Annotated in this window: 20 protein-coding genes and 1 pseudogene; 14 read left to right on the plus strand and 7 right to left on the minus strand. The window is 71.5% G+C overall.

Annotated features, from left to right (window positions below):
• Positions 1-13: 13 nt before the first annotated feature.
• Positions 14-601 (plus strand): HPP family protein, encoded by a 588-nt coding sequence (locus ACI2L3_RS06240; RefSeq protein WP_404751117.1) that lies wholly within the window; start codon positions 14-16, stop codon positions 599-601.
• 111 nt (positions 602-712) lie between these two features.
• Here the strand turns inward: ACI2L3_RS06240 and ACI2L3_RS06245 are convergent, their stop codons facing one another.
• Positions 713-1,597 (minus strand): LysR family transcriptional regulator, encoded by an 885-nt coding sequence (locus ACI2L3_RS06245; RefSeq protein ID WP_404751118.1) that lies wholly within the window; start codon positions 1,595-1,597, stop codon positions 713-715.
• 224 nt (positions 1,598-1,821) lie between these two features.
• Between ACI2L3_RS06245 and ACI2L3_RS06250 the strand changes: the two genes are divergently transcribed.
• From ACI2L3_RS06250 to ACI2L3_RS06275, 6 genes are all read left to right on the plus strand, one after another.
• On the plus strand, positions 1,822-2,229 hold the full coding sequence (locus tag ACI2L3_RS06250) for a cupin domain-containing protein (protein ID WP_404751119.1): 408 nt from the start codon (positions 1,822-1,824) through the stop codon (positions 2,227-2,229).
• A 64-nt stretch (positions 2,230-2,293) separates the two neighbouring features.
• A complete protein-coding gene (locus tag ACI2L3_RS06255) occupies positions 2,294-2,809 on the plus strand; it encodes a cobalamin B12-binding domain-containing protein (RefSeq protein ID WP_404751120.1) in 516 nt (171 codons plus the stop codon).
• Entirely contained in the window at positions 2,806-4,173 is a 1,368-nt protein-coding gene (locus ACI2L3_RS06260; protein WP_404751121.1) for a methylaspartate mutase, read from the plus strand. The genes ACI2L3_RS06255 and ACI2L3_RS06260 overlap by 4 nt, the downstream gene beginning before the upstream one ends.
• Before the next feature lie 7 nt (positions 4,174-4,180).
• The gene (locus ACI2L3_RS06265; protein WP_404751122.1) at positions 4,181-6,058 is read left to right on the plus strand and encodes an FAD/NAD(P)-binding protein; all 1,878 of its coding nucleotides are present in this window, start codon (positions 4,181-4,183) and stop codon (positions 6,056-6,058) included.
• Positions 6,055-7,746: an AMP-binding protein gene (locus ACI2L3_RS06270; protein ID WP_404751123.1), complete on the plus strand. Its 1,692-nt coding sequence runs from the start codon at positions 6,055-6,057 to the stop codon at positions 7,744-7,746. The genes ACI2L3_RS06265 and ACI2L3_RS06270 overlap by 4 nt, the downstream gene beginning before the upstream one ends.
• 331 nt (positions 7,747-8,077) lie before the next feature.
• Complete coding sequence (locus ACI2L3_RS06275) at positions 8,078-9,349, plus strand: IS701 family transposase (protein ID WP_404751124.1); 1,272 nt, start codon at positions 8,078-8,080, stop codon at positions 9,347-9,349.
• On the opposite strand, the pseudogene ACI2L3_RS06280 reads toward ACI2L3_RS06275, so the two are convergent.
• A pseudogene (locus ACI2L3_RS06280) lies at positions 9,339-11,099 on the minus strand (helix-turn-helix domain-containing protein); the annotation flags it as partial. The gene ACI2L3_RS06275 and the pseudogene ACI2L3_RS06280 overlap by 11 nt on opposite strands.
• 276 nt (positions 11,100-11,375) lie before the next feature.
• Between ACI2L3_RS06280 and ACI2L3_RS06285 the strand changes: the two are divergent.
• Positions 11,376-12,185, plus strand: a complete 810-nt coding sequence (locus ACI2L3_RS06285; RefSeq protein ID WP_404751125.1) for a methyltransferase domain-containing protein — start codon at positions 11,376-11,378, stop codon at positions 12,183-12,185.
• A gap of 21 nt (positions 12,186-12,206) precedes the next feature.
• A complete protein-coding gene (pabB, locus tag ACI2L3_RS06290; RefSeq protein ID WP_404751126.1) occupies positions 12,207-14,555 on the plus strand; it encodes an aminodeoxychorismate synthase component I in 2,349 nt (782 codons plus the stop codon).
• Between the two features lie 84 nt (positions 14,556-14,639).
• Here the strand turns inward: pabB and ACI2L3_RS06295 are convergent, their stop codons facing one another.
• Entirely contained in the window at positions 14,640-15,563 is a 924-nt protein-coding gene (locus tag ACI2L3_RS06295; protein WP_404751127.1) for a transaldolase family protein, read from the minus strand.
• A gap of 279 nt (positions 15,564-15,842) precedes the next feature.
• Between ACI2L3_RS06295 and ACI2L3_RS06300 the strand changes: the two genes are divergently transcribed.
• The 5 genes from ACI2L3_RS06300 to ACI2L3_RS06320 all read left to right on the plus strand — a co-directional run bounded on the left by ACI2L3_RS06300 (position 15,843) and on the right by ACI2L3_RS06320 (position 21,552).
• Positions 15,843-16,475 (plus strand): HD domain-containing protein, encoded by a 633-nt coding sequence (locus tag ACI2L3_RS06300; protein WP_404751128.1) that lies wholly within the window; start codon positions 15,843-15,845, stop codon positions 16,473-16,475.
• Between the two features lie 80 nt (positions 16,476-16,555).
• Positions 16,556-18,085, plus strand: a complete 1,530-nt coding sequence (locus ACI2L3_RS06305; RefSeq protein ID WP_404751129.1) for a vanadium-dependent haloperoxidase — start codon at positions 16,556-16,558, stop codon at positions 18,083-18,085.
• 114 nt (positions 18,086-18,199) lie between these two features.
• Complete coding sequence (locus tag ACI2L3_RS06310; RefSeq protein WP_404751130.1) at positions 18,200-18,805, plus strand: DoxX family protein; 606 nt, start codon at positions 18,200-18,202, stop codon at positions 18,803-18,805.
• Complete coding sequence (locus ACI2L3_RS06315) at positions 18,802-20,442, plus strand: class I adenylate-forming enzyme family protein (RefSeq protein WP_404751131.1); 1,641 nt, start codon at positions 18,802-18,804, stop codon at positions 20,440-20,442. The genes ACI2L3_RS06310 and ACI2L3_RS06315 overlap by 4 nt, the downstream gene beginning before the upstream one ends.
• Before the next feature lie 129 nt (positions 20,443-20,571).
• The gene (locus ACI2L3_RS06320) at positions 20,572-21,552 is read left to right on the plus strand and encodes a TIGR03557 family F420-dependent LLM class oxidoreductase (RefSeq protein ID WP_404751132.1); all 981 of its coding nucleotides are present in this window, start codon (positions 20,572-20,574) and stop codon (positions 21,550-21,552) included.
• Positions 21,553-21,632: 80 nt separating this feature from the next.
• Here the strand turns inward: ACI2L3_RS06320 and ACI2L3_RS06325 are convergent, their stop codons facing one another.
• From ACI2L3_RS06325 to ACI2L3_RS06340, 4 genes are all read right to left on the minus strand, one after another.
• Positions 21,633-22,046 carry an SRPBCC family protein gene (locus ACI2L3_RS06325; protein ID WP_404751133.1) on the minus strand — a complete coding sequence of 138 codons (414 nt, stop codon included), beginning with the start codon at positions 22,044-22,046 and terminating at the stop codon, positions 21,633-21,635.
• A gap of 14 nt (positions 22,047-22,060) precedes the next feature.
• The gene (locus tag ACI2L3_RS06330) at positions 22,061-22,387 is read right to left on the minus strand and encodes a plasmid stabilization protein (protein ID WP_404751134.1); all 327 of its coding nucleotides are present in this window, start codon (positions 22,385-22,387) and stop codon (positions 22,061-22,063) included.
• Positions 22,388-22,558: 171 nt separating this feature from the next.
• Entirely contained in the window at positions 22,559-24,403 is a 1,845-nt protein-coding gene (locus ACI2L3_RS06335; protein WP_404751135.1) for a thiamine pyrophosphate-requiring protein, read from the minus strand.
• 162 nt (positions 24,404-24,565) lie between these two features.
• Positions 24,566-25,255: a GAF and ANTAR domain-containing protein gene (locus ACI2L3_RS06340; RefSeq protein ID WP_404751136.1), complete on the minus strand. Its 690-nt coding sequence runs from the start codon at positions 25,253-25,255 to the stop codon at positions 24,566-24,568.
• Positions 25,256-25,280 lie beyond the last annotated feature (25 nt).

The following is a 25,280-nucleotide window of genomic DNA, read 5'->3' on the forward strand; positions in this document are numbered from 1 at the left end:
TAGCGTCATGCGCATGGCAACAGAGACCCCGGCCGTGACCGAACCCCCGACCCCAACCGTGACCGAGACGCGGGGCGTCGACCCGTCCCCCCGAGCAGACCGCCCGCTGGTCAGGATCCTGACCAGCAAGGCGCCTCCGAGGCCGGCCTGGAAGGGGGTGATCCCCGCGACCCTGTGCGCCGTGGCCGCGCTGCTGGCCCTGGTGGGTCTCGGCGCCCTGACGGATCAGGTGCTGCTCGTGCCGCCGCTGGCCGCCAGTGCCGCGCTGATCTTCGGCGCCCCGGCGCTCCCGCTGTCGCAGCCGCGCAGCGTCGTGGGAGGCCAACTGCTCTCCGCCGGAACCGGTTTCGTCGTACTCGCCGTGGGCGGTGGCTCGATGGCCGCCGCGGCGGTGGCCGGGGGCCTCGCGCTCGGCGTGATGGTGGTGGCGCGTACTCCGCACTCACCCGCCGCGGCCACCGCGGTGATCGTCGTCCTGACGGAGCCGGCGGTGCTGCCCTTCCTGGCGCTGCTGGCCCTGGCGGCGGTCGTGCTGGTCGTCATCGGCATGGCGGCGGGCCTGAACCGGACCGCACCCTCCTACCCGTCCTACTGGTGGTAGCCCAGGAGCCAGTCCAGGAACCAGTTCACGTATCCCAGGAACCAGGAATCCCGCACCGCGTCACTCGCGGTGCGGGATTCGGTGTGTGGGCGGCCGATGGACCAGGCGAGATCAGGTGACGGTGGCCGCCGGTGAGCCGATCCGCCGGGCCAGTTCGAGGGTGGCCGCGAGAGCCGGCGGGAGCCAGGCCTGCTGGTTCCAGACCATGCGCACGACGTGGCGTTCACCGGGCACCCCCTTGACCACGCCCACTTCGCCGTTCTCGAACTCCCGGCCCACCGATTCCCGCGGCAGGACCGCGATGCACGGACCGTTGCGGAGGAGTTCGAGCGCGCCCTGCACGGACGCTATCGACATGAACTCGGTACGCAGCGAGTAGGCGCGTTCGATGGCCGCCCGGAATCTTCCGAGAGACTGGTCGTCGGAATCCACGTGCAGCAGTCGCACGGTGCTCAGCCGGTTTTCTTCGAGTATTCCGAGGAGTTCACGTCCGGCCACCGCCACCACGTCGACGGAGCGCAGATCCTCGGTGTGCAGACCGGCCGGTACATTCGCGCCGCGGTCCGGCGGTTCGAGAATGAGGCCCATGTCGAGGCGTCCGGCGGTTATCTCTTCCGTGATGCGCTGCGAATCCATTCCCGCCGGCGCGAGCTCCAGCTTCGGATAGCGGTATCTGCATTCCCAGACGAGCCGGGTCAGCTCCTGGTCGACGGAGAGCGGTGAAGCGCCCACGGACACCCGCCCGCTGACCTCGCGGCCGCCGGCCAGGGACGTCGTCAACTCGTCGACCAGGCCGAGCAGCCGTACCGCGTAGCCGTGGAAGGTCTCGCCGTCCGGCGTGGGGCGCACCCCGTGGTAGAGGCGCTGGAAGAGCGAGGTGCCGACCTGTGATTCCAGCGCGCGTATATGGGCCGCCGCGGTCGACTGCGAGTATCCCAGATTCCGTCCGGCCCGCGTGATGCTGCCGGTGCGCACCACCTCCAGGAAAGTTCTCACCTGGTACAGCGTAATTTCCATGGTCGCCCCTCCGGCCATTGATATATCGGCCCATTCTGCTGTCCGGCGGATCTCCGCGTCACCGCGCGCCGGATGACTTAGTCAACTTCAGGGCGTGCGGTTCTTCCGTTGCCCCCCATCGGACAGTGGCCCGTTGTGTCACCCGTCGCCCCGGATAAGTTTTTGACCAAGCCCAACAGGTCAGAAAAGGAAATGGGATTCACGTGTCCGAGATCGAGTACATCAAGAACGTCTTTCGCAGCGGATTCGAGCTGACCGACATCGAGTGGACGTCCTGGCAGGAGCCCGGCCGGGCCGGCGTCGAGCACCACGTGCTGTGGGCGCCGGACACCGAGAGCGGTGAGGACTCGGTCGGCCTGCTCCTCCGCTTCCCGCCGACGGCCCACGGCGACTTCCACGAGCACCTCGGGTACGAGCTGATGCTCGTGCTCGACGGCCGCCTCGACCACAGCGACGGCACCTCGTACGTCAAGGGCGACCTGGTCGTCGAGGGCCCCGGCACCCAGCACCAGATGTCCAGCGCCGACGGCTGCACCGTCCTCGCCATCCGCACACGCCCTGCGGAGGCGCGGGTTCCGCAGAGCCCGATCCGCGCGGTCGCCTCCGTCTGAGCGGCCGGCTCCGGACGGCTCCGGACGGCTCCCACAACAACGGCTCGTCGATTGAGAGAGGTTCATGCACTCGCCCGCACCGACAGGCGACGCCCCGCCCGATGTCCGAGACAGCGGCCGGCGCGTCCTGGTCTCCAGCGTCTCCTCGGACTCCCACACGTGGAACCTGGTCTTCCTGCAGCTCATGCTGGAAGAGCTGGGACACGAAGTGATCAATCTCGGCTCCTGTGTCCCCGATGAGCTGCTGATCGCGGAGTGCCGTCGTACCGCCCCCGACATGGTGGTGATCAGCAGCGTCAACGGGCACGGCCATCTGGACGGCCGCCGGCTCATCGGCCGGCTGCGCGCCGAGCCCGGGCTGAGCGGGCTGCCCGTCGTCATCGGCGGCAAGCTCGGCACCCGCGGCGCGGAGAACCGCGCCCACGGCCCGGAGTTGCTCGCCGCGGGCTTCGACGCGGTCTTCGAGGACACCGCGGGCGTCGCCCCGTTCCGCAGGTACCTCGCGGAAGCCGGCCGACCGGGGCTCGACCGTGCCCCGCGCCCCGCGCCCGCTCTCGTCGCTTCGGGAGAGACCGTATGAGTACGTTGCTCGCGACCGTTGCCCCGGCTGCCGTGCGGCGGCGCTCCACCACGCCCTTCGGGGCGGCGGTGGCCGCCGCCGCGGCGGCCGGCCGGCTCGTGGTCCAGCCCCGCATGGGCTTCCCCGACGTGGCCGGCATGCTCACGGGCCTGCGGGCGGTGACGGCGGCCGACGCCACCACCGTCGGCACCGTGACGCTCGACAGCTACACCCGGGTCGGCGACCACGCCTCGGCGCGCAAGGCCCTCGACGAGGGGAGCGACCTCAACGGCTTCCCGATCGTGGCGCACGGCGCCGACGTCACCCGCGACATGATCGCCCGGGTGGGCGGCGGCACGGGCTTCGCCATCCAGGTCCGGCACGGCTCACCGCTGCCCCTGGGCATCGTCCGGGCCCTGCTGGACGCGGGGCTCGACGCGACCGAGGGCGGCCCGGTCTCGTACTGCCTGCCCTACAGCCGCACCCCGCTCGCCGAAGCCGTGACCGCCTGGGCGGACAGCTGCGAGCTGCTCGCGGACCAGGTCGACGGAGCCCATCTGGAGAGCTTCGGCGGCTGCATGCTCGGCCAGCTGTGCCCGCCCGCTCTGCTGGTGGCCATCTCCGTGCTCGAAGGGATGTTCTTCAAGCAACACGGCCTTCGCAGCGTGTCGTTGAGCTACGCCCAGGGGACCGGCTTCGCCCAGGACGTCGACGCGATCGGGGCCATGCGCCGCCTCGCGGGCGAACTCCTCGGCGATCTGCAGTGGCACGTCGTGCTCTACACCTACATGGGCGTGTTCCCCCGCACACCGGCCGGAGCGCTCTCCCTGCTGCGGGACAGCGCCGTGCTCGCCGCGGTGACCGGCACCGAGCGGATGATCGTCAAGACACCCGCCGAGGCCCACCGCATCCCCACCGTGGCCGACAACATCCAGGCCCTCCAGGAAGCGGCGCGCGCGGCGGAGTCCGCGGCCCGGCTGCCGCTGGACGCCCTGGGCATCGACGCCGCGGGCCCGGCGGGCGACAACCCGGTGTACGTCGAGGCGCGCGCCCTCATCGACGCCGTCCTGAACCTGGACGCGGACATCGGGAAGGCCCTCCTCAAGGCCTTCGCCAAGGGCTACTTGGACGTGCCCTACTGCCTGCACGCCGACAACGCCCAGCGCTCCCGCAGCTACATAGCCGGCGACGGCACCCTCCAATGGCAGTCCGTCGGCTCGATGCCGATCACCGCGACCGCCCCGGCAGGAGCGCGCCAACTGCGCGCCGAGGCCTTCCTGGACATGCTCAGCTTCGTCCAACGCCGTTACGACGACGCCGCGTTGGAGGAGCTCCCGACGGCCGGACCCGCCGCACTCCTCTCCACCGCCCTCTTGAAGGACTGAATCGAACGTGCCCGCAGAAAGCAGCAGACGCCCCACCCTCACCATCGCGGTCATCGGCACCGGCCCGCGCGGCATCTCCGTCCTCGAGCGGCTCGCCGTCCGTCTCGCGGAGGGCGAACTCGCCGACCACACCGTACGCATCCACGCCATCGACGCGACCGAGCCGGGCGCCGGACGCGTCTGGCGCACCGACCAGGACGAGTGGTTCACCATGAACACCGTCGTCGGCCAGGTCACGATGTACTCCGGCGTCCCCGACGGCGGTCCGGCCCGGCCCGGCGCGGGGCCGTCCCTCGGCCAGTGGATCGCGCGGCGCGCCGCCACCCACGGCGAACCCCCGCTGGACGCCGACGACTACGCCTCGCGGCGCCGCTACGGCCAGTACCTGCGCTCCGTCTACCGGACGATCGCCGACCACCTCCCGGCCAACGTCGAACTGACCGAGACCCGCGGATCGGTGACCTCGGTCGTCGCCACCGCACGCGGCGGCTACGCCCTCGAACTCGACTGCTCGCCCTACCTGATCGAAGCCGACAAGGTCCTCCTCGCCACCGGCCACCCCCGCAACGCCCCGGACCCGCACGAGGCCGGACTCCTCGACTTCGCCGAACGCCACGCGGGCATCACATACCTGTGCGGTGACTCCGCGGCGGACATGCCGCTCTCCGTGCGCGACATCGCCCCGGGCAGCACCGTCGGCATCCGGGGCATGGGCCTGTCGTTCTACGACGTGATGCTCTCCCTGACGGTGGGCCGCGGCGGCACCTTCGAGCGGGCCGGGGACGGCGGGCTCCGGTACGTGCCCAGCGGCCTGGAGCCCAGGATCGTCACCGGGTCGCGCAGCGGCCTGCCGATCCCGGCCCGCGGCAGGAACCAGAAGGAGCCCGATCACACCTTCCGGCCGCGCTTCCTCACCAAGGAGGCCGTCGCCGCGGCCCGGGAGCGCCGGTACTCGGCCACCGGCAGCGACAGGCTGCGCTTCAACGAGGACGTACTGCCCCTGCTCCTGAAGGACCTCGACCATGTGTACCGCTCCGCACACCGGGCGTCGGGAGTCACGGAACCGCTGCCGCCACTCGACCTGCACGCACTGGCCCGCCCCTTCAAGGACGCCCGGTTCGACTCCCCGGCGGCGTTCCGCGACCGGCTCGTGGAGGTCATGCGTGAGGACCTGGCGCAGGCCGCCCTGGGGAACGTAGCGGGTCCGCTCAAGGCGGCGCTCGACGTGCTGCGCGACATCCGCAACGTGGTCAGAGAGGCCGTGGACTTCGGCGGACTGCACCCCGATTCGCACGCGGAGGAGTTCCAGCGGGACTTCGTGCCGGTCAACGCGCTGCTCTCGGCCGGACCGCCCATCGAGCGGGTGGAGCAGCTGCTTGCCCTCGTCGAGAGCGGCGTGGTGGAGGTGGCCGGGCCCGCCACGCGGTTCACGGCGGACGAGACCGCGGGCCGCTTCCGGATCGGCTCGCCGCAGGTGGCCGGCTCCGACCGCGGTGCCGAGACGCTCATCGACGCCCGTATCCCCACCCCGAACCTGCACCGGGACGTCTCCCCGCTGGCCCGGTCCCTGCGGGCCGAGGGCCTGGTGAGCGAGTTCGTCCACGAGGAACCGGTGTCAGGACGCACCCGCGCCACCGGCGGCCTGAACGTGACCATGGCGCCCTTCCACGTCGTCTCCGCCGACGGAACGGTCCGCTACGGCCTGTACGCCCTCGGCATCCCGACCGAGCACACCCGCTGGTTCACCCAGGTCGGCAGCGGCAAGCCGGGACTGAACACCCTGTTCCGGCAGGACGCCGACGCCATCGCCCTCGACATGCTGCGCGCGGCGCGCGACGCGGCCAGGACCGAACAGGCCACGCTCGTCGCGGGACGTGCGGCATGAGCGTGCACAGCCCCGAGGGGAGCCGCGCCTTCCGCGCCGCCCGCGATGTACTGCTCGACCACCACGGCGACCTCGCCGGCGCGCGCGAGGCCTTCTCCTGGCCCAGCCTCACCCACTTCAACTGGGCCTTCGACTGGTTCGACGTCATCGCCGAGGGCAACGCGAAGACGGCCCTGCACCTCGTCGGAGCCGCCCCGGCGGACGACGAACTCATCTCCTACGACGAGCTGTCCCTCCGCTCCGGCCAAGTCGCGCACTGGCTGCACGACTTGGGGGTGCGGCGCGGGGACCGGATCCTGATCGCCCTGTACAACGGCCGGGCGCTGTGGGAGACCATGCTGGCGGCGATCAAGCTGGGAGCGGTCGTGGTCCCCACCTACGCCACCGCGACACCGGACGACCTCGCCGACCGGCTGTCCCGGGCCAAGGTGAAGCACGTACTCACCGACGCCTCGCTGACCGCCCGCTTCGCCGGCGCGCCGGGCGACTGGACCCGCATCGCCACGGGCGCGCGGGTGCCCGGCTGGCTGTCGTACGACGACTCGTGGACCGCGTCCGGCGAGCGGTTCGTGCCGGAGGTCCTCACCCGCGCCAGTGACCCGCTGTTCCTCTACTTCACCTCGGGCACCACCTCGCGGCCCAAGATGGTGGCGCACACCCACAGCAGCTATCCGGTGGGTCATCTGTCCGGCATGTTCTGGAACGGAGTGCGCCCCGGCGACACCCACCTGAACATCTCCGCGCCGGGCTGGGCCAAGCACGCCTGGAGCTCCTTCTTCGTGCCGTGGAACGCGGAGGCCACCGTGGTCGCGCTCACCGACCCGCAGCCCGCCGCCGCCGGCATCCTCGACGCGCTGCGCACCCGGTCCGTCACCAGCTTCTGTGCCCCGCCCACCGTCTGGCGCGGCCTGCTCGCCGAAGGCCTCGGCGCGGTGCCTCCGGAGCTGCGGGAGGCCACCTGCGCCGGGGAGCCGCTGGAGGCCTCCCTCGTCGACCGGGTCGCGGGGGCCTGGGGCGTCCGGGTGCGCGACGGCTACGGCCAGACCGAGACCACCGCGCAGCTCGGCCACATCTCCGGAGCCCGCACCACGCCCGGCACGATGGGCGGCGTCCTGCCGGGTTACGACGTGGTGGTCGTCGACCCCGCATCCGGCCTGCCCACCGCGCCCGGCGCCACCGGTGAGCTGTGCCTCGAGCTGACGAACCGGCCCATGGGCCTGATGACCGGATACCTCGACGACGAGGAGAAGACCGCGCGGGCCTTCGCGGACGGCCGCTACCACACGGGCGACCTGGTCTCCCTGGGCGTCGACGGGCAGCTGCGCTACGCGGGCCGGGACGACGACATGTTCAAGTCGTTCGACCACCGCATCTCCCCGCTGGAGCTGGAGCGCGTGCTGCTGCGGCACCCCGCGGTGGCGCAGGCCGCCGTGGTCCCCGTGCCGGACCCCGTGGGCCTGTGGGTGCCGAAGGCCTTCGTGGTCCTCACCCCCGACTGGCTCGACCGGGACGGGGCCGCCGGAGCGCTGCTCGACTTCGCGGCCACCGAACTGCCGCCGGAGCAGGCCGTCAGGGTCGTCGAGATCGCCGTACGGCTGCCGATGACGGTGTCGGGCAAGGTGCGGCGTGCCGAACTGCGGGCGGCAGGGACGCTCGGCGCACCGGAGGTCCGCGCCGAACTCGTCTGACGCCCCCCCGGGACGTGTGGGCCGGCGGCCATGGTGGGCGGCCCACACCCCGATCCCCGTACGGCACCCGATCCGCCCCCTGACGGCGGGCCCCCTGATGCGGCAGCCACCGGTCACCGCCCCAACGGGGTGCCGGTGCCACATCGTCCGCGCGTCGTCCAGCGGCCACTGTGGTGCTCAGCCCGATGCCGTACACAGCCAGAAGGGGGATCTCGTGGTTTCCACCGCACTCACGAGGCAGACAGAAGGTCATGAGGGGAGGGTGCCCTCTTCGGCGTCGCGACTGAGTTCGGCGTCGCGACCGAGTTCGGCCTCGCGGCTGACGGAGTACGTGCTGCCGCACTCCCTGCACCGCAGGGACCAGCTCAGCAAGGGCGAGCAGTACGTGGGCGGGCTGCTCGCGGCACAGGGACGCAAGTCCATGCGCAACATCGCCGCGCTCCTCGGCGGCGGCGCCGCGGAGCAGAGCATGCACCACTTCATCAGCGCCTCGACGTGGGACTGGCGGCCCGCCAGGGAGGCGCTCGCCCACTATCTGCAGCGGAGTGCGCCGCCGAGCGCCTGGGTGGTCCGGCCGCACGTCATCCCCAAGGTGGGGGAGTGGTCGGTGGGCGTCGACACCCGGGGCGGCAGACGGGCGGGCGAGCCCTCCAGCGGCCAGTACGCCTACGGCCTGTGGTCGGCGTCGGACGAGCTGAGCGTCCCGGTGAACTGGCGCCTCTTCCTGTCCGACCGGTGGACCGGTGACCAGACCCGCAGACGCCGCGCGGGCATCCCCACGGAAGTCATCGGCACGACCCCCGAGGAGTGCGCCACCGCGACCGCCCTGGAGCCCCTGCGGAGCTGGCAACTGCCCGCCCGGCCCGTGGTCTTCGACGTCCCCGGGGCCGACGTGCGCCGCCTGGCCACCGGGTTCGACGCGGTCTCCGTACCGCTGATCGCCAGGGCCGGCTCGCTGACCGCCTGCGAAGTGGCCGCGCCGGCGATGCCCGGCTACGGATCGGGCCCGCTCACCGCCCGCCACATCCTCGAATCGGTCAAGGGCCTGCGGCGCGCGGTCGAGTGGGCCGACCACGCCTCCGGGCGCCGCCACACCTCGCTGGCCATGGCGATACCGGTGACCCTGCCCGACCCCGTGCGTGGGACGGCCCGCGCGGGACTCGAAGGCGGGCGGCCGTTCCTCCTCGTCGGCGAGTGGGAGGACCCCCTGCTGCCGCCGGCCCACATCTGGCTCACCGACCTGACCCGCACCCCGGTCCCCGAACTGCTGCGCCTGACGAAACTGAGCGGCTGGACCGCGCACGGCGTCGACAACGTCGGCGCACGCGTCGGCCTGCGGGACTTCGAAGGCCGCTCCTTCGGCGGCTGGCACCGCCACATGACGCTCGCCTCCGTCGCGCACGCCGTCGCCGCGCTGTCGGAGATGCCGCCCGCCAAGGCCCGGAGCTGCGCCTCCGTCGTCCTGGGCCGACGGGTCAGCGTCGCGCCGTCAGGCCGCCGCCCCGTGCGCGCACCGTGTGCCGGATCCGGTTCAGCCGGAGCGCGATCTGCACCTCGAGACGCTGCGTCGAGTCCTGCCAGCGCTCACCGAGCAGCTCGGTGATCCGCTCCAGCCTGCGGGCCACCGTGTTGGGATGGACGTGCAGGGCGTCGGCCGTGCGGGTGGCGCTGCCCCCGAGGGAGAAGTAGGTCTCCAGGGTCCGGGTGAGCTCGGTGCCCTGCTGGGCGTCGTACTCGAGGACCGGGCCGATGGCGTCCGCGATGAAACCTCCCGCGTTGGGCTCGTCGGACAACAGCAGCCCCAGGAAACCCAGTTCGCGCGACGAGGCGGCGCCACCCGCCGAACCGAGCGCGGTCAGCGCGTCCAGGCAGCGCTGCGCCTCCTGGAAGGCCTCCGACAGCCCCTCCGCGGACGTCACGGGCCCCGCGCTGCCCACCGTCACCGGGTGGCCAAGGGCCGCGGCGAACTCCGTGGCCACGGTCCGGCCGGTGGCCCCGGCGTCGGCACCCGGCAGCAGCAGCACGATCCCGTCCGACTCCACGCTCTTCAGGCCGGAGCGCTGATGCGCGTACGACGATGCCCAGAAGGCCCCCCTGCCCTGCGGGTCGTTCTCGGGACGGGCCACGACGAGCACGTGCGGCACGCTCAGGTCGACGGCGAGTCTGCGCGCCCGGTCGGCCAACTGCCGCGCGGACAGCTGCTCGCCGTGGATCAGGTCCTGGAACACCTCGCTGCGCACCTGGAGTTCGGCGAGGCTCGTGCTCTGCTGGAGGAGCAGCGAGACGGCGGCGACCCGCGCCGTCAGGGAGATGAGGGAGATCTGCTGCTCGTCGAGCGGCCCGTCCGTGGCGAGGATCAGCGTGCCGAGCGGTTCGTCGCCCGCCAGGACCGGGCACACCCAGGTGCCGCCGGGCGTCATCACCGGCTGCCCTCCGGGGTGCGCCCCCATGGCGACCTTGCGGAGCTCTGCCTCGTCGAGACCCGGGACCGGCGTGGCCGTCAGATCGGTGCCGCTCGGGTCGCGGACCAGGAACGTGCCGCCGAGCAACTCACCGGCCTCGTCCACCAAGGTGTGCAGATCGCCGCCGCGCAGCACCAGGTCGATGAGTCCGGCGTAGACGACGTTCAGCCGCTGCGCCGAGGCGTACGAGTCCTCGGCGCGGGACGCGTCGAGCCGCAGCTCGCTCACCTCGTCCTGTGCCCGGCCCAGCCGTTGCGCCTTCTCGATCGCGACCGCCGCCAGGTCGCCGAGCGACGACATGAGAGTGATCTCGTCCGGCGTGAACGGCCGCACCTGCCGGTGCCCGACGTAGAGCACGCCCAGGATGGCGGCGTCCCGGCGCAGCGGCACCCCGAGCACGGCGCGCAGCCCCTCCGCCCGCACCGCACCGTGCGTGGTGTCGGTGCGCGGGATCTCGTCCTCATTCAGGTAGTCGGCGGTCCACACGGGGGCGGCCCGCTCGGTCACCAGATTGCCGAGTCCGCCCGCGGTGGGCACCCGCATCCCCACGCTGACCATGCTGATGTGGCCGTCGGCCGCGTGCACCACCGACTCACCGCCTGCAGGAGAGTGGATCGACAGCCAGGCCATGTCGAGGCCGAGCAGGAAGCGGGCCCGGCGCGCGATGACGGTGAGCAGGCTGCTCAGGTCGTAGGGGCGGGTCAGCTCGCGCGCGGTGTCGATGAGCGCCGCGAGACCGGTCTGCCGGCTCTGCTGCTCGGACATGAGCCCCCGCACGCGCAATGCGAGGTCCCTGGCCCGCTCCACCTGCTTCAGCCGCTCAGGCGGCGCTCCCACGGCCAACAGGTCGAGTATTTCCACGATTTCATCGGTTGCGCCGCCCTGGTGCATGGTTCCTCCCCCGTTGTGGCCTTCCGGCCCGGCCCGTGCCGGGCCCTCGCCCACAACCGCAGAACCCTAAAGAAGGGTCAACTGGAGGTCAACAGATTGTTGAAGTGAAAAACGCAGGTCAGAGCTGGGGCTCGGTGGCCCGGTCACCGCTGGTGGCGCTCCGGCCTGTCGCGGAGGCACCTTCCCGCGGCACTTGCGGGGCGGCAGGGTGATGCCCACACCCGGTGCTCGGCCTATGTCGCAGAGTCACCGAAATCCCCTTTTTGGAGGCGCTCGATGACGCTGCACGTCCAGAACCACGAACGCACCGTCCAGAACCACGAACGCACCGTCCAGAACCACGAACGCACCGTCCAGAACCACGAACGCACCGTCCAGAACTTTGAACGCTCTCTCGAACGCAGTCGCGCGTCCCTGACCAGGACGGACAGACCCCGCACCTTTCACCTCTGCGACCGCGAGTGGGACCTCCTGGACGAGGTGTTCGCCCCCGTCTACTCCCCTTCGACGGGCATCGGCCTGGACTTCCTCGGACTCGCCGGAGGCGCCCCGGCGGGCTCGACGCGGTCGTTCCTCGACGTGGGGACCGGCACGGGCGTCATCGCCGTCCAGGCCGCGCTGGCCGGCGCCGAGCGGGTCGTCGCCCTGGACATCAACCCCAGGGCCGTGCGCAACGCGGACCTCAACGCCCGCCGTCACGGCGTGGCCGGCCGCGTGCGGTCGGTGCACAGCGACATGTTCGACGGGCTCTCCCCGGACGAGCGCTTCGACACGGTCTTCTGGAGCTCCAACTACGTCCTTGCGCCCGAGGGTTACGAGTACCGCTCCGTCCACGAGTGCGCCTACGTCGACGTCGGCTACCGCGCCCACCGCCGCTTCCTGGCCGAGGCACCCCTCCGCCTGACGCCGCACGGCAGGGCCCTCCTCCACTTCAGCACCCGCGGAGACCTCGGCGAGCTGCGCCGGATCGCCGGCGAGTGCGGCAGGGAACTGCGCACGGTGGCCGCCGTGGACGTGCTCGAGGGCGTGTACGGCAGCGACCGTGTCGAGCACCTGCTCCTCGAAGTCGTCCCCGTCGTCCGCTGACTCCTGGAGCAGACCCCAACCGTGCGCACTCTGCTCGTCGACAACTACGACTCCTTCACGTACAATCTCTTCCACTACGTCTCCGAGGCGACCGGCAACGAGCCCGTTGTGGTCCGCAACGACGACCCCCACTGGCGCCCCGGCATGCTGTCCGGCTTCGACAGCGTGATCATCTCGCCCGGCCCCGGAAACCCTCGCCGCCCCGGCGACTTCGGTATCTGCCGGGAGATCATCGAGCGGACCGAACTGCCGCTGCTCGGCATCTGCCTCGGCCACCAGGGCATCGGACTGGCCCACGGCGCACGGATCGGCCGCGCACCGGAACCGCACCACGGGCGGCTCTCCCCCGTGCTGCACGACGGGCAGGAACTGTTCCGGGGGCTGCCCTCGCCGCTGGAGGCGGTCCGCTACCACTCCCTGGCGGTGACGGACCTGCCGCCGGAACTGGCCGCCACCGCATGGACCCCGGACGGCGTACTGATGGGTCTGCGCCATCGGAGCCGGCCGATGTGGGGAGTGCAGTTCCACCCGGAGTCCATCTGTACGGAGCACGGCCTGCAACTCATGCGCAATTTCGCCGAGTTGTCGCTGTCGCTGTCGCTGTCGCAAAGCTACGGTCCGGGGCGGCCCGTGCCCGTGCGGACCGGCCGCGTGGCTGCCGGGTTACGACCCGTGGCGCCCGCGGCGCCCGACGCGCCGGCCCCCCGCCGGCTCCGGGTGCTGACCCGGCAGCTGCCCACCCGCTGGGGTGCGGAGGAGACGTACGACCGTCTCTTCCGCCCGAACCCGCACGCCTTCTGGCTCGACAGCAGCCATTTCGACCCGGCCCGCGGCAGGTTCTCCGTGATGGGCGACGCCTCGGGACCGCTGGCCCGCGTGGCCACCGTCGACGTCGCGAGCGGCACGGTCTCCGTGACCTCGCGCGCGGGAACGGAGGTCGTCGGCGGCTCCTTCCTCGACTGGCTCGACCGTGACCTGTGCGGCATGATCGTCCAATTCCCCGACCTCCCCACCGACTTCGCCCTCGGCTGGGTCGGATATCTCGGCTACGAACTCAAGGCCCAGTGCGGCGGCGAAGCGGTGCACCGTTCCCCGCAGCCCGACGCCGTCATGGTCTTCGCCGACCGCGCCCTGGTCCTTGACCACCTGACGGGCCTCACCCACCTACTGGCCCTGACCGAAGACGGACCGGCCGAACCGGCGGATCCCGCCGCCGACTGGCTGACGGCCACCGAGAACCTGCTCCGCGGCGCGCCGGGACCGCCGCTCGCCGCACCCGTCCCGCCCACCGGCACGCACGACCTCCGGCTCCGCCACGACCGCACCGGCTACCTGGACCTGATCGACGCCTGCCAGGAGGAACTGGCCGCGGGCGAGACGTACGAGGTGTGCCTCACCAACCAGGCGCAGATGTACGGGGAGTTCGACCCGTGGGAGGGATACCGGCTGCTGCGCCGCGCCCACCCCGCGCCGTTCGGCGCCCTGCTCCAGTTCGACGGCTTCTCGGTCCTGAGCACCTCGCCCGAGCGCTTCCTGACGGTCTCGGCCGACGGGCTGATCGAGTCGAAGCCCATCAAGGGGACGAGGCCACGCGGCGAGAGCCCGGCCCAGGACGCCGCGCACGTCGCCGACCTGCTGGGCAGCGAGAAGGACCGCGCCGAGAACCTCATGATCGTCGACCTGGTCCGCAACGACATAGGGCGCTGCGCGCGACCCGGCAGCGTACGGGTCACCGGACTGTTCGAGGTGGAGACGTACGCCACGGTGCACCAGCTGGTGAGCACCGTGCAGGGCCGGCTCGCCCCCGGCCGCACCGCCGTGGACTGCGTGCGGGCGGCCTTCCCGGCCGGCTCCATGACCGGCGCCCCGAAGGTACGCACGATGCGCATACTCGACCGGCTCGAAGGCGGCGCGCGCGGTGTCTACTCCGGTGCGCTGGGCTACTTCTCGCTGTCGGGAGCCGCTGACCTGAGCGTGGTCATCCGGACCGCCGTGGTCACCGACGACCGCGTCACCTACGGCGTCGGCGGAGCGATCGTCACGCTGTCCGACCCGGACGAGGAGTTCGAGGAGACGGTGGTGAAGGGGGCGCCGCTGCGGACGCTGACGGGGGCGGAGCTTGCGGCGCGGGCGCGCGGTTTACGGGCGGATGCCCGGCGGACGGATGCCCTTTGGGCGGATGACCGAGGGACGGATGCCCGTCGGGCGGATGACCGACGGACGGATGCCCCTCGGGCGGATGGTCTAGGGGTGGATGGCCGTCGGGCGGATGACCGTCGGACGGATGCCCGTCGGGCGGATGGCCTAGGGGTGGATGGCCATCGGACGGATGGCCGACGTCGGACGGATGGCCGTCGGACGGTCGGCTGAGAGGCCCGCCCCGCCCTGTACCGGCTTGCCTGCCACTGCCACTGCCACTGCCACCACCCCCGCCTCCGCCCCCGTCGGCCCCGGTCAGCGGGCGGCGGCGGTGTGCCAGGCGTCCCGGTACCGCGTCAGCTCCGCCGCCAGCAGATCCGGGGCTGTCCGGCGGCCGGCCCCGCCACCCGCGCCGCACAGCAGCAGTTCCTCCTCCCCCTCCCGCAGGCCCGGCATGACGTCACCCGTCAACTCCGCGCCCGAGGCCGCCGCTTCCAGCTCCGGAGCGGTGAGAGCCACCCCGGTGTTCCAGCCGATCAGCCGGGGCAGGTGGTGTGTCCGCAGGGACGACCACAGAAGTGTCGGGGGAGCGACACTGCCCGCGCGCAGCACCCGCCACCAGGTGTTCCTCAGGCGCCGCTCGCGAAGCGCGTACAGGAGCCGGGCCATCGCCACGCCCGAGGTCGGTACTCCGGAGGTGGGTACGCCGGCGGCCGCTACGCCGACGTCGTCCAAGAGGCCGACCGGACAGGTCAGAAAGACGCGGGTCTCCACCGGATCGGTGCCCGCGACCAGGGCGCGCTCCATGCCGTCGAGCAGCGCGTCGAAGGCCCGGTCGGCCTGCTCGACGGTGCAGATCAGCGTGGCGTTGACGCTGATGCCCAGGGCGAGACACTCGCTCATCGCCGCCAGGCCCGCCTCGGTGGCCGGTATCTGGACCAGCAGGTTCGGCCGGCCCACGCGCGCCCAGAGCGACCGGGCGGCCCGTACGAGAGAGGAAGCCTCATCGGCGTACGTGGGATCGACCGGAGCCGACACCAGCCGCACCCGCTCGCACAGGCGTCGCACCGCCTGCGGATCGGGCGGCACATGAGCGGGGAGCAGCACACCGGCCGGTGCCCGGAGGGTGTGCGGGAGCCGGTCCGGTACGGCGATGTGTGCGCCTTCCACGGCCAGCCACGACTGGACTCCTTCGGCGGCGAGTTGTTCCACGAGGCCGACGGCCCGTTGGCTCATCATGCGGCGGATCCTAGAGAGAGCCGAGCCGCCGGAACAGCGGCCCCCACATGCTCTGTCAGGTCGCAGAAACAGCGAGCCGAACCCGACCCCGCACCGGGCCAGTTGACGAAGTCGCGCCCCGCACCCTGCGCCACCGCCCGCCGCATACCTACTGTCTTGCCCGTCGCCGCCGAGCATGCGCCGGGCACCCTCCCGGGCCGCACTCCGAAGCCGCCCACACGGCGCGCCGCGACTTCCCTCCCGCTTCCGCTTCCGCTGAACCTGCCCTCAGGAGCACACATGACCATTGCCGACATCAAGATTCCCGACAGCGTCCTGGCCAAGGAGGCCACCGAGCTGGTCCGGGACACGGCCGACGAACTGATCTTCCACCACTCCCGCCGCGTATACCTCTTCGGCGCACTGCAGGGAAACCGGCGAGGCCTGTCCTACGACGCCGAACTCCTCTACGTGGGCGCCATGTTCCACGACCTCGGGCTCGCCGAGAAGCACCGCACATCCACCCGCCGTTTCGAGATCGACGGCGCCGAGGACGCCAAGGAGTTCCTCCTGGCGCGCGGCGTCACGGAGGACGCGGCGCGTGTGGTGTGGGAGGCCATCGCCCTGCACACCACTCCCGAGATCCCCACCCACATGGCTCCGGAGATCGCCCTGGTCACGGCCGGTGTCGAGCTGGACGTCCTGGGCATCGGCTACGACGACATCGACGACGAGCAGCGGGCCGCGGTCGTCGCGGCGCACCCGCGCCCCGACTTCAAGCGCCGGATCCTGCAGGCCTTCAACGACGGCATCGCGCACCGCCCCGACACCACCTTCGGCAACATCAAGGCGGATGTCCTGGCGCGCTACACCGAGGGCTACGTGCGGCCGAACTTCGTCGACGTCATCACGGAATCGCGCTGGCCCGAGTAACCCACGACCGGCCAACGCCCCCCCCGCAACCCCCTCCCCACCCCACTCACCACTCACTGAGAAAGGCCCGTGACACCGTCATGAAGCCCACCCGCCTCCGTCACCGTCTCCATACGAACGCCCTCAAGCGCTGGGCGGTCTTCGGCTCGCTCACCGCCATGAGCCTCGCCACCACGGTCACAGGACCGGCGTCCGCGGCGGCCGGCGGGGCCGGGGCGACCCCGTCCGCCGTCGAGGCGCGGGCCGAGGGCGACAACGTCGTCCTGCAGTGGAACAAGCAGATCAGCGAAGCCATGGCGGTGAACAACCAGGGCTCCATGCACCCCACTCCGCCGCCCGTCGGCGGGCGGACGCTCGCGGTCGTGCACAACGCGATGTACGACGCGTGGGCCGCGTACGACGCGAAGGCCGTCGGCACCCAGCTCGGCGGCGACCTGCGCAGGCCCGCGGCGGAGCGCACCGAGGCCAACAAGCGCAAGGCGGTCAGCTTCGCGGCGCACCGCGCGCTGAGCGACCTGTTCCCCAAGCAGCGGGCGACGTTCGACGCCAAGCTTTCGGCGCTCGGCTACGACGCGGCGGAGGCCGGGACCGCCGCGGCGGGAACGCCCGCCGCCGTGGCGGTCAGGGCGACCGACGCGCTGCTGGAGGTCCGCCACCAGGACGGCTCCAACCAGCTGGGCACCCCGCCGTACACGTCGCCGGAGGGCTTCTACAAGCCGGTCAACCCGGCGCAGGACGTGAACGACTTCGACAAGAGCAAGATCGTCGACCCTAACCGGTGGGCGCCGCTGACCATGAACGGCATGACGCACAACTTCCTCACCCCGCATTTCGCGGCGTCGAAGCCGTTCGTCATCAATGACGTGAACAGCTATCTGCCGTCGGCGCCCCCGAAGTACGGCAGTGCCGCCTCGAAGCGCGCGATAGCCCAACAGATGCGCACAAACGCCGGTCTGACGGAGCGCCAGAAGGCGCTGGCCGAGTACTGGCAGTACCGGGACACATCGTCGTCGTCCATCCCGCAGGAGTGGGCGGCCTTCGTGTCCAAGCGCGACCACCACGGCCTCGACGAGGACGTGAAGCTGTTCTTCGCCCTGAACATCGCGGAGGGCGATGAGGCGGTCGTCGACTGGAAGACCAAGGTCCACTTCGACTACGGCCGTCCGATCACCATGATCCGCTACGCGATGGACGGCAAGAAGATCCGCGGCTACGCGGGGCCCGGCCAGGGCACCAAGGTGATCGACGGCGCCAAGTGGCAGCCGTACCTGAAGACGCCGGCCTTCGCGGCCTACGGCTCGGGGCACACCGGCTTCACCGCCGCCGGGGCGGAGATCCTCGAGCGGTTCACCGGCTCCGACGAGTACGGCGGGACGGGCGTCATCAAGGCGGGCAGCTCGGGCATCGAGACCGGCATGCCGTCGAAGGACATCGCGCTCAAGTGGAACACGTTCTCCGAAGCGGCACAGCAGGTGGGCGAGTCGCGTCTGTGGGGCGGCGTGCACTGGGAGTTCGACCACACCGAGGCCGACGCCCAGGCCCGCGAACTCGCCCGTGACGTCTGGGCGGAGTCCGAGCAGTACTTCGACGGCACCCACCCGGACGCCTGATATCCGGCCCTGAGCCGTTTCCGGGCGGGGGAGGCGGGAGGCGCGACGGCCGCACCGACCACCGCCCCCGCCCGGCTCCGAGCCGGCCCTTCACTCCACCAGAAGAAGAAGCCCATGACCCGAACCACCCGAACCATACGAACGCGGGACCGGCGGACGACCCGTCAGAAGGCCTGGCTGACCACCTGCTCGGCCGCATACCAACGACACAGCCTGACCCTCCTGCGGGCCAGCGTCGGCCTCCTGTACCTGTGGTTCGGGGCACTGAAGTTCATCCCGGACATGAGCCCGGCGCAGGACATCGCCACCCACGCCATGTCGGTCATGACGCTCGGCACCGTACCCGCCGCGGTATCGGGCCCTTTGCTGGCGCTGATGGAGGTACTGATCGGCATCGGCCTGCTCACGGGCAGACTGCCGCGCCTGACCATGGGCGTGTTCTTCGCCCACATGGCAGGCGTATTCACCACGCTGCTGCTCATGCCGTCCGACGTCTGGCTGCACGCCCCGCTGGTCCCGACGATGGAGGGCCAGTACATCCTGAAGAACATCGTCCTGGTCACGGCCTGTCTGACGATCGCCACCCGCCGCCCGGCGAGCCCCGGCACGATCCCCGCCGAGCAGGCACCGCGCCGGGGCATGGTACTCCGCCCCCGCATGGCCGAAGTCGCCCCCTCTGGCATCACCGCCCCCGCGCCGCATGTTTGCATATGTTCATGATCGTTAATGCACCGGAAACGTCCGCGCCGCGGACGTATGTGGACCGCATCCTGGAGCACTGGCACGAGGACGAGGGCGCCGAGGCGCTTGTCCAGGGGGCGCGGCGGCTTACTCGGGGGGAGGCTCGGCGGCGGCTGTTCCGGTTGGGGCACGCGCTGCGGCGGCAGGGGCTCGCGCCGGGTGACGGCGTGGGGCTGTTCCTGGCCAATCGGGTGGACTCCGTCCTGGTGCAGCTCGCCGTGCATCTCATCGGCTGCCGTGTCGTGTTCCTGCCGCCCGAGCCGGGGCCCGGCGAGCTCGCCGCGCTGGTGGAGCAGTCGCGGGCGCGCGCCGTGGTCACCGACCCGCTCTTCGCGCAGCGGGCCGCCGATGCCGCCGGGCGCAGCGTCCACGACCCGGTGCTGCTCAGCCTGGGGCCCTGCGAGCAGTACGGGAACGGGAGCGTGGATCTGCTGGCGGTGGCGGCCGAGTGTCCGGAGGTGCGGCCGGACCGTGGGCCCGCCCCGGGAGCGGACGAGGCCATCACCGTGCTCTACACCGGCGGCACCCTCGGCCGCCCCAAGCTCGCCGCGCACAGCCACCGGCTCTACGACGTGCTGGTGGACCTGGCGGAGGACGTGCAGACGGACTCACAAAACTCCCAGGGCTCCCAGGACTCCCAGGGGGACCCCGACCGCGTGCTCGCCGCCACGCTGCTCACGCACGGCAGCGGTCACCTCACCTCGGTGCAGGCGCTGGTGACCGGGTCCGTCCTCGTCGTGCTGCCCGAGTTCGAGGCGGGCGCCGCGCTGGCCGTGCTGCGCGAGGAGCGGATCACCGCGACCATGTTCGTGCCGCCGATGCTGTACGCGCTGCTCGACCACCCGGAGTGCGTGCCGGGAGCGCTGCCCGCGCTGCGGCGGATCGTCGTCGGTGGCGCGGCCTCCTCGCCCAGCCGGCTGCAGCAGACGGTCGAGGTCTTCGGGCCGGTGCTCTACCAGGGGTACGGGCAGTCGGAGGCGCTCGGAATCGCCACGTTCGGCGCGGAGGAGCTCGCCTCCGAGGCGGCCCGGCGGCCCGAACTCTGGCGCAGCTGCGGGCGCGCGATATCCGGCACCGAGATCGAGATCCGGGCCGAGGACGGCACGGAGGCGCTGCCCGTACGGCAGGTCGGCGAGGTGTGTGTCCGCGGCAAGGCCGTGATGCTCGGCTACTACGAGGACCCGGAGCGCACCGCGGAGGCGCTGCGCGACGGCTGGCTGCGCACCGGGGACATGGGCTATCTCGACGCGGAGGGGCACCTGTATCTCGTGGACCGGGCGAAGGACATCATCGTCACCGGCAGCACCAGCGACAACGTCTACTCCCGCGTCCTCGAGGACTTCCTGCTCACGCTGCCCGGAGTGCGCAACGCGGCGGCGCTGGGCGTGCCGGACGAGGAGTACGGGGAGGCCGTGCAGGTCTTCCTCGCCGTCGCGCAGGGCGTCGACGTCGACCCGGACGCCGTCGGCGCGGCGGTCACCGCCGAGCTGGGCGAGCTGTACACACCCCGGAAGACGGTCCTGCTGGACCGGCTGCCGACGACCAAGGTCGGCAAGGTCGACAAGAAGGCGCTGCGCGCCGCGTGGACCGGCGGGGTGGCCGTGGGCGCGTCCTAGGCGCCGCCGTCGGCGTGGCCTCGGCGGATGTGCGCGTTATGCCCGAATGCCGACGGGTACCTCTATGCGGACAAAAGTGGCGCTGACATGCGACAGAAGTGGCGCTGACACGCAAGGAGACGAGAGCACATGAAGATCGGCTACAAGCTGGCCGCCGAGGCCTTCGGTCCGTCGGAACTCGTTCGGCAGGCGGTTCTGGCGGAGCGGGCGGGCTTCGACTTCGTCGAGATCAGCGATCATTACCACCCGTGGCTCGACAACCAGGGGCATTCGCCGTTCGCCTGGACGGTGCTGGGCAGCATCGCGGCGAAGACCGAACGGATCGAGCTGGCGACCGGCGTGACGTGCCCGACGGTGCGCTACCACCCGGCGATCATCGCTCAGGCGGCCGCCACCCTCGCCCTGCTGTCGGAGGGCCGTTTCGTCCTCGGCCTCGGCTCGGGCGAACGGCTCAACGAGCACGTCACCGGCGTCGGCTTCCCGGACGCAGTCTCCACCCGGCACGAGATGCTCAGGGAGGCCCTGGAGATCATCCGGCTGCTGTGGCGCGGCGGATACCAGTCGTACGAGGGCAAGCACCTGCGGCTGGCGGACGCCCGGGTGTTCGACCTTCCCGAGCGGCTTCCGCTGATCGCGGTGGCCGCGAGCGGCAAGGCCTCGACGGCCCTCGCCGCGGAGCTGGGGGACGGCCTGTTCGCCACGGAGGACAAGCCCGAGATCGTCCGGCAGTACCGGGAGGCCGGCGGTTCCGGGCCGCGGTACGCGGAGGTGCCGATGGCGTGGGCGCCCGACGAGCACGAAGGGGCCAAGGCCGCCCTGGAGACATCACGCTGGGCTATGACCGGGTGGAAGGTCATGAGCGAGCTGCCCAATCCGGTCAACTTCGACGCCGCGACGACGACCGTGCGCGAAGAGGACATCCTGGAGAAGTTCGCCTGCGGCACGGACCCGGCACGGTTCGTCGAGGTGGCGCAGAAGTTCGTGGACGCGGGCTTCGACAGCCTGGTCATGCAGAACGCGGGGCCCGACCCGGACGGGTTCATCGACTTCTACCAGCGGGAACTCGACGGCCGTATGCGGCAGCTGCGGCCGAGCAACGGGCAGGGTTGATCGAAGAGGGGCTGGATCCGGCCCGCACCGACCGCGTCGAGGCCGGCCGCGTGGAGCACGCGGCCGGCCTCTCGACGTCGTCAGCCGGCCGCGTTGTCGACGCGCAGCCGCACCTGTTCCTCCAGTCGCTGGAGGCTGCGGTCGAGGGCGGTGTGCACGGCCTCTTCGCCCGGGTCGTGCCCCTCCTCGAAGAACGAGAGGTGCACGGTGACCTCACTGGTGCCGCTGTCCAGGCCGGCGACCTGCAGCCAGCCGGTGTAGCCGCCCTGCTCGCGGGTGCCCCACTCGAGCCGCATCTGGTCGCGCCGGGCCCGCAGGAGTGCGGACACGTCCTGGTCGGTGCGGTCCTCGTGCACGGTGACGGCGGGCGGTTCCCCGGCGTCCACGTGCAGGTCCTGCGGCAGCCAGGCGTCCATCTGCTCGACGTCGGCAGCCTGGTCGAAAACGTGCTCCGGCAGCGCGGGCATCGTGCGCGAACGTTCGTACTCACTCATCGCGTCCGCCGCGGTCAGCGGCCGAGGGCTTTGGCGAGCTCGTCCTTGTTCATGGACGAACGGCCGTCGATGCCGCGCTTCTTCGCCTCCTCGTACAGCTGGTCCTTCGTCGGCCCCTGGGAGCCGCTGTGCGAGCGCTCGCCGCCGCGCTGCGGGGCGGACTTCCTGTCCTGGGTGGACGTCTTGCTCGCGGTCTTCGACTCACCGGAGCGGGCCCGCTCCTTGTTCACGGTGCGCGCGGCGATCTCCTTCGCGCGGCCCTTGGAGGTGCCGCGCTTCTCGGCACCCTCCTTGATGTGTTCGTACTGACGCTCTCGCTTGGGGCTGGAACCCTGCGGCATGGTGATCTCCTTCCAGAGTCGGACGACTCGATTGGACTCTTCGCGTACCCGACGGTCGCCTTCTCACCCGGAAATCCGGGCAGATCGGATGGAATCCATCTGATGCGGGGGGCCGGAGGTGTGCGAGCAGACCGCGACCGAACGGATGAGCAAGCGACCGGGAACGACCGGTCACTTCTTCCCTTCGCCGCTGTCGTGCTCCCCGGCCCCGGGCCGGTCGCCGCGGTGCCGGCTGCCCGGCAGCATCTCCTGCACCTTGGCCTTGAACCCCTGCTTGAGCACGGAGCCGGCGTCGCTGTCGCCGTGCAGGATCGCCGAGGCGGCGGCCTCGATCTGGTCAAGGGAGGCGTGCGGCGGGATCGGCGGGACGGCCGGGTCGGTGCGGAAGTCGATGACGAAGGGCCGGTCCGCGGCGAGCGCCTGGTCCCAGGCCGCCTCGACCTGCTTGGGCTTCTCCACCCGCACGCCGCCGAGTCCCATGGACCGCGCGATGTCGGCGTAGGGCAGGTCGGGCAGGTGCTGGGACTCCTCGAACTGCGGGGCGCCCGACATCGCCCGCATCTCCCAGGTGACCTGGTTGAGGTCGCCGTTGTTGAGGACGGCCACGATCAGGCGCGGGTCGGACCATTCACGGAAGTACTTCGCGGCGGTGACCATCTCCATCATGCCGTTCATCTGCATGGCGCCGTCACCGACGATGGCGATCGCCGGGCGGTCCGGGTGCGCGAACTTGGCGCCGATCGCGTAGGGCACGCCCGGGCCCATCGTCGCCAGCGTCCCGGACAGCGAACCCCGCATCCGGTCGCGCAGCCGCAGATGGCGGGCGTACCAGTTGGCGGCGGAGCCGGAGTCGGCGGAGAGGATGGCATCGCCCGGCAGCTTGCCGTCCAGGGCATGCACGACGTACTCCGGGTTGATGGGATCGGCGTCCACCGCGGCCCGGCGCTGCATGACCTCCCACCACCGTGCGACGTTCTTCTCGACCTTCTCGCGCCACGCCCTGCTCTCCTTGCGGTGCAGCCGCGGCAGGAGCCGTTGCAGCGTCTCGCGCGCGTCGCCCACGAGGTTCACCTCGAAGGGATACCGCAGGCCGATCATGTGCGGGTCGATGTCGATCTGCACGGCCCGCGCCTGGTCGAGCTCGGGCAGGAACTGCGCGTAGGGGAAGCTGGAACCGATCACCAGCAGGGTGTCGCACTCCTGCATCAGCTCGTACGACGGCCTCGTGCCGAGCAGCCCGATCGCACCGGTGACATAGGGCAGGTCGTCCGGCAGCGCGTCCTTGCCGAGCAGGGCCTTGGCGACGCCCGCCCCGAGCACGTCCGCCACCCGCTCGACCTCGGCGCGGGCGCCACGCGCCCCCTGTCCGATCAGGACGGCCACCTTCTCGCCCGAGTTCAGCACCTCGGCGGCGCGCGCGACGTCCTCGTCGGCCGGCACGGGCGCGTAACGCGAGAGGCCCAGGCTCGACGGCACCATCTTGAACTCGTGCGTCGGCGGGGAGTACTCCAGCTCCTGCACGTCGGCGGGGATGATGATCGCCGTGACCGTGCGCTTGGCGTAGGCCGTGCGCATCGCGCGGTCGATGAGGTTGGGCAGCTGCTCCGGCACCGTCGCGGTCTCGCAGAAGTCGGACGCGACGTCCTTGTACAGGCTCGCGAGGTCCACTTCCTGCTGGTACGAGCCGCCCATGGCGCTGCGGTTGGTCTGGCCCACCAGCGCCACGACGGGGACGTGGTCGAGCTTCGCGTCGTACAGGCCGTTCAGCAGGTGGATCGCGCCCGGGCCCGAAGTGGCCGCACAGACGCCGACCTTGCCGGAGAACTTCGCGTACCCCACCGCTTGGAAGGCCGCCATCTCCTCGTGGCGGGCCTGCACGAACTTCGGCTTGTTGTCGGCCCGCCCCCACGCGGCGAGCAGGCCGTTGATCCCGTCCCCGGCGTAGGCGAAGACGTGGTCCACGTCCCACTCGCGCAGGCGCTGGAGGATGTAGTCGGAAACCTTCGTGTTGGCCATGAGGAATCTCCGGAGTGGTGTCGTTATGTGCGGTAGTGGCCGCCATGTACCCCTAACACCGGGTGACATGCGGGAATCCGACGTGACGGCACCGACCGGGGAACGGATGACACCGGGCCCGCCATGTGGGCCAGCACGGGAAGGCGGAGCCGGGGAGGCCGGTCAGTCGAGACGCTGGTGGTCGAGGACGTGCTCGGCGGTGCGCAGCAGCGGCTGGTTGTGCCGGAAGGAGTGCGCCCGGAGGCGGGCCAGGGCGTCGTCGGCGCTGAGCCCGTACTTGGCGGCGAGGACGCCGGCGGCCATGTGGACGGTGGGCGGGAAGCCCTGTGGCCCGGGCCGGGCAAGGCGGGTCCGGGTGGTGAGCAGGTGGGGGTGCTCGTACAGGGCGAGGACGGCGAGGACGCGCGCGTAGGCCTCGGCCCGCTCCTGCTGCGCGGGGGTGAACCGGGTGGGCGCACAGCGGTAGAGGTCCAGGGCGCCGATGGCGAGCGTGCCGATGGCGAGGGGCAGCGCGAGGACGCTACGGGCACCCTGCTCGCAGGCGACGGGGGCGTAGGCGGGCCAGCGGACCGCCGCCTGCCGCAGGTCCTGCACTTCGACGGGGGTACGGCGGGTGAAGGCGTCGGTGCACGGCCCCTCCCCGGTGACCAGCTGGGCGTCCTCCACCAGCCGGGCGCGCTCGTCGGTGGCCGCGCCCATCAGGCGCAGCTCGCCGGCGGTCACGAGGCTCACCCCGGCGAAGTCGGCTTCCAGGTCGTCGGCGCAGGCCCGGCAGCCGGTGACGAGTGTGGGGCTGCCGTGGGCGGCGGCGTTGACGCGCTGCCAGGCCTCGGTGTGGTGGTCCTGGTTCACGGGGTGTCCCTACGACGGGTAGGTG

Origin of the sequence: Streptomyces sp. NPDC029674 (assembly GCF_044903205.1) — a bacterium.
GTDB lineage: Bacteria > Actinomycetota > Actinomycetes > Streptomycetales > Streptomycetaceae > Streptomyces.